The 4,058-nt window shown below is 38.4% G+C and carries 3 protein-coding genes; 1 reads left to right on the forward strand and 2 read right to left on the reverse strand.

Annotated elements, in window-relative coordinates; all coding sequences use genetic code 11:
* On the forward strand, positions 1-931 hold a 931-nt coding region (locus HYG89_RS15605; protein WP_218644981.1), incomplete at its 5' end, for a replication initiation protein.
* A 66-nt stretch (positions 932-997) separates the two neighbouring features.
* Here the strand turns inward: HYG89_RS15605 and HYG89_RS15610 are convergent.
* Positions 998-1,219 carry a hypothetical protein gene (locus tag HYG89_RS15610; protein WP_178868335.1) on the reverse strand — a complete coding sequence of 74 codons (222 nt, stop codon included), beginning with the start codon at positions 1,217-1,219 and terminating at the stop codon, positions 998-1,000.
* A gap of 4 nt (positions 1,220-1,223) precedes the next feature.
* Positions 1,224-2,270: a hypothetical protein gene (locus HYG89_RS15615; RefSeq protein ID WP_178868337.1), complete on the reverse strand. Its 1,047-nt coding sequence runs from the start codon at positions 2,268-2,270 to the stop codon at positions 1,224-1,226.
* Positions 2,271-4,058: the final 1,788 nt, after the last annotated feature.

A 4,058-nucleotide genomic window follows, 5' to 3' on the forward strand; every position in this document is an offset into this window, starting at 1 on the left:
AAAAAAAACCTACCCTCCCTCTTGGGTTGTGATGCAGAACAACATCTCAGAATGCTTTAAAAGCATGAGTATTGATGAAAAACGGCTATTGATTCTTTCTAGTCCTCTTGCACGTACACAAGGAATTACGGAAAAGGATGCAATTTTTATACGGGTAGATGAGTTTGCAAAAGAGTGTGGGATAAAAACACAGTCTGCATACGTGCAATTAGAAATGGCAAGCAAGTCGCTGATTAAACGTTACTTTTCTTATCACAATGAAAAAGGCAAAAAAGTTTTGTCAAATTGGGTGATCGACTGCACCTATGAAAGTGGGGGAATTGCTATCCGCTTTCCCGAAATTGTCCTACTGATGCTTACCCACTTTGATAAATTGAACCCGTACACCAAGTATAAAAAAGACATTGTTCTGAAATTGAAGAAGGATTACTCCTTTGATATTTATCATTTAGCTAAAAAACATCAAGCAATGGGGCAGTTTGAAATGTCCCTAGAGCATCTAAAACAAGAACTTGGATTGCCTGATTCGTACCAAGACCTAAGTAACCTAAAGAAACGTGTAATTAAGCCATCACTGGACGAGATCACAGCCAATACCGATATAGACCTGACCTATGAGAATGTGAAGCGTGGGCGTTCTGTGGTTGGCTTTAAGTTTACGGTTAGAGAGAAACCAAAGCCGAAAGTCATCGAAACAAGTCGAGATCCTAATACTGTTGACATGTTCTGCAATCTAACAGATGCACAGGTCAGCAAGTACAGCACCATTTTGAGTAAAGTATCAGATATATCCGACTTATCTAACTTCCCTACTTATGATGCTTTCGCTCACTTCATTGCAGGCATTTTAAGAGATCCAAAGTCAGTCCGTGAAGCAACTGCAAAACGAATTTTTTCAGCGTTAAGACAACATACAGACTTTAAAGGGTAGGCGTTTGACTTGCTGATCACACCAAGATTTTGAAAAAATCCTGGTGTGATTGGCCAGAAACCAAACTCATTCATAAACTCGACCATTCTGCATGTTGTAGTGCTTGCCATGACCATGCTCTTTGACATACTCAGCTTGTCTTTGCATGAACTCACGTTCACGCTGTTCGGCTCTTGCAATGCTGTCTTGGTCGGCTTGTGAAGGTTCTTTCGACTTGCAGTTCAAAAGGCTGACACCGCAGAGGACGACAAGGAAAAAAGCTACGCTTTTTTTTGTACTCTTATTCACTGATTCATCCTTGTGCGAAACTATCTTTAGCCCTAAGTAGCATCAGCTCTAAATTGTCTTTTTTGTGAAAGCTGTTTCCTCCCCAATGCTTATATTCGTCCTTGAGCTGTCCCATATAACTCAGGTTCAAACTATGCCCTTGAAGAACAAACTCAAGGCTTTTGAGATGTTTGTCTTCAAACTCAACTTTAAAGTTTCGGTATAAATGCCCTATATCACTTCGCACACCACGATGCCCGTTGTACTTGGACATAAAGCCATGAATACGATCTACATTATTAAAAAAAACTTCGGGTTTATCTTTGTATTGCCCATAAATATGAATCAAATGATCGAGTGAATCCTTAATCTTTTGTTTTGCTTTGTCAGATAAACAAACTGTCCACTCATGCTTCGATGGTGTTGTTTTTTTAGGTTTTTTGTTGGGTGTGTTTGGGTTTGCATTAAACTCTTTTTCCCATTCTTTTAACTTTCTTTGATAGGCTTTTTCTGCTTGTTTGTCGGTGATTTTAGGTTTCCGTTTTTCAAACATATAATTATCAAAAACTGTCACACCTCGAATATCTTTAAACCTTTCAGCATTGGGAATTATTGCCTTAATTCTTTTATTGATCTGATCAACATGCCCCTGATTACTTAGATCATAAAGTGCCGTGCCATTTTCCTTAATCTTATAAAAATGCTTTGGAAATGTAACAACTAAACATGCCCAAATTTTACACATAGAAAAGTCGTTATTTTCTAACTTTTCTAAATCAGGCAGTTCTATAAGATTTCGATCAAAGTCAGAATTAACTGTACCAAACAGCACTAAGTCAAAAACAGGCTTTTCCTTTTTATGGCGATACCTTGTGCTTGGACTGATTTCCAAATTGTAGCGATCAATCCAACCCTGCTTACTTTCAGTACCACTAAGCATTTTTTTACAATCTTCATAGCTTTTAAAAAAATGAGGTGCTACTAAACAGCCATCATTTTCACGACTAGCATAGGTGAATCGTTCTCTTAATAGCTGTAGAAACTTCGATTTTGTTGTTGAATAGTAAATCAAATTTTATTCCTTTTTACGCAGTACAAGATCATTTTCCTAATTGACTAAATGACATGACCTCAATAAGAAAAACTATGACATGACCTCAATAAGAAAAATCTACATCAATTGATGGGTTTTTTAAACTTTTTTATTCGATCTTGAGCGAAATTTATTTAAATGATGGTATCGGCACAATAGAACCTGCGGTGTTGACTTTAAATGACAAAAAGTTTAAAAAAACTGTGAAATTAGTGCTTAATTTCAGGGCTACCAACCCGATTTTTTTAAAACAGAAATCGGGTCCTTGCCCGATTTCTGCGTCTTACACAAATGGTTATTGATGGTGATTTTGAAGTGAGGGTGTCACGCCCGTTGATCTGAAAAAATTGCGAGTACCAAAAACATTGATAATCAAATAAGTCTGGAAAGCTGCATACATGCGAAAGTGGTGTTGGTGCGGCTGTAACAAGGGCTTAAGGTGTAATTCCTTATTCTACTTACTTCTTTTGAAGGGTCAGGCTTTAGCAGGGGATATGATCGAAGCTGTTTTAGCTTGACGGGCGACAAGGACACGGACTCTGAAAGGGAGATCCTGCAATACTCGATTGTAGATGATGAAAGAGCATCTACGAGGGGAAGGAGGTCATCAAGGATTGATGTGCCGTTAACACCCCCCCTTTCATGCATAAGGTTCAATATTGCATGATGGGTGACTGACAGGAGGGCTTCTGACGCTATGGCAACGTAGTGGATCTGAGAGTTGAAAGACGGCTTAGATGGCACATCTTGGTGAGATAATTTCAAGCAAAGATGGTCGATGTATAGCTTAACCCTGTAATGGTGACTAGAACAGTTTTTCGCAGTCGAATTAAGGCGGAAAATAGAAAGTTGCTTACAGTGCCAAAAACACAGTACATCAGCTATGAATTTATTTTTTACTCGGTAATCGGACTCTTGCAGGTTTTATCCGAAAACGATGGAGTAGTAGAAAATAGGTTAGATAGTGGTGGGGGCTTTCAGTGAGGTTTAGCTGATTAAGTGGATGTATGGCTAGAGTGTTGATAACTTGGGAAGCACTGGCATTGCACATTGTCCACTATATTCGATAGGGGCTTTGGTATAGTGCATAAATGCTTTTTTGGTGATTGTTGTAAATATTCAATTGCTAAAATTAACAGTGTGGGAGCGTGGACAAGTAGGCGTTCAATCGAAGTTTGATTGGACTTAATGTTTTCGAGCGATGCTTGACAGTTGTGGTGAAGATCACAGAAGTTTAGTAAGGGAACATGATACGAAAGTTCGCACGGATGGACGTTGTAAGACAAAAAAATCATGGCTTTCGAGCTTATGACTTCTTGGATTGGTTTCCTTGTCATAAGTTAGATTGTGTAGCAGTGAATGTGGGAAAAAACCCACTAAGTAACAAGCTACAACACGCAAAACAACAGGTGGTGCTGTTTTTGCGGAAATTAAGCACAGTAATTTTAAAGCTAACTAACAGGTGGTGCTGAGTGGGCTTTAGGAGTCATCCATTAAAATGACTATAGCGGTGATGCGCCGAATTTGAATTGATAATCACATGATCACACGGTCATGCAAAATAATAGTGCTACGCTCGTTCCGTAAGGCGTAGAAAAGGTTGTATTTTTACAATCAATTCATAGGAACAAAAAAGGACTGAACCTTTAAAAATGCTTTATTTTCAAGTCCACATAACACCTTTGTTATGTGGACTTACCTTAATCCATCTATAAAACTTCACCATTTGCGTTCTAAGCGACTTTTCTTATTTCATATACAAACACT

Source organism: Acinetobacter sp. SwsAc5 (assembly GCF_013391485.1).
Classification (GTDB): Bacteria; Pseudomonadota; Gammaproteobacteria; order Pseudomonadales; family Moraxellaceae; genus Acinetobacter; species Acinetobacter towneri.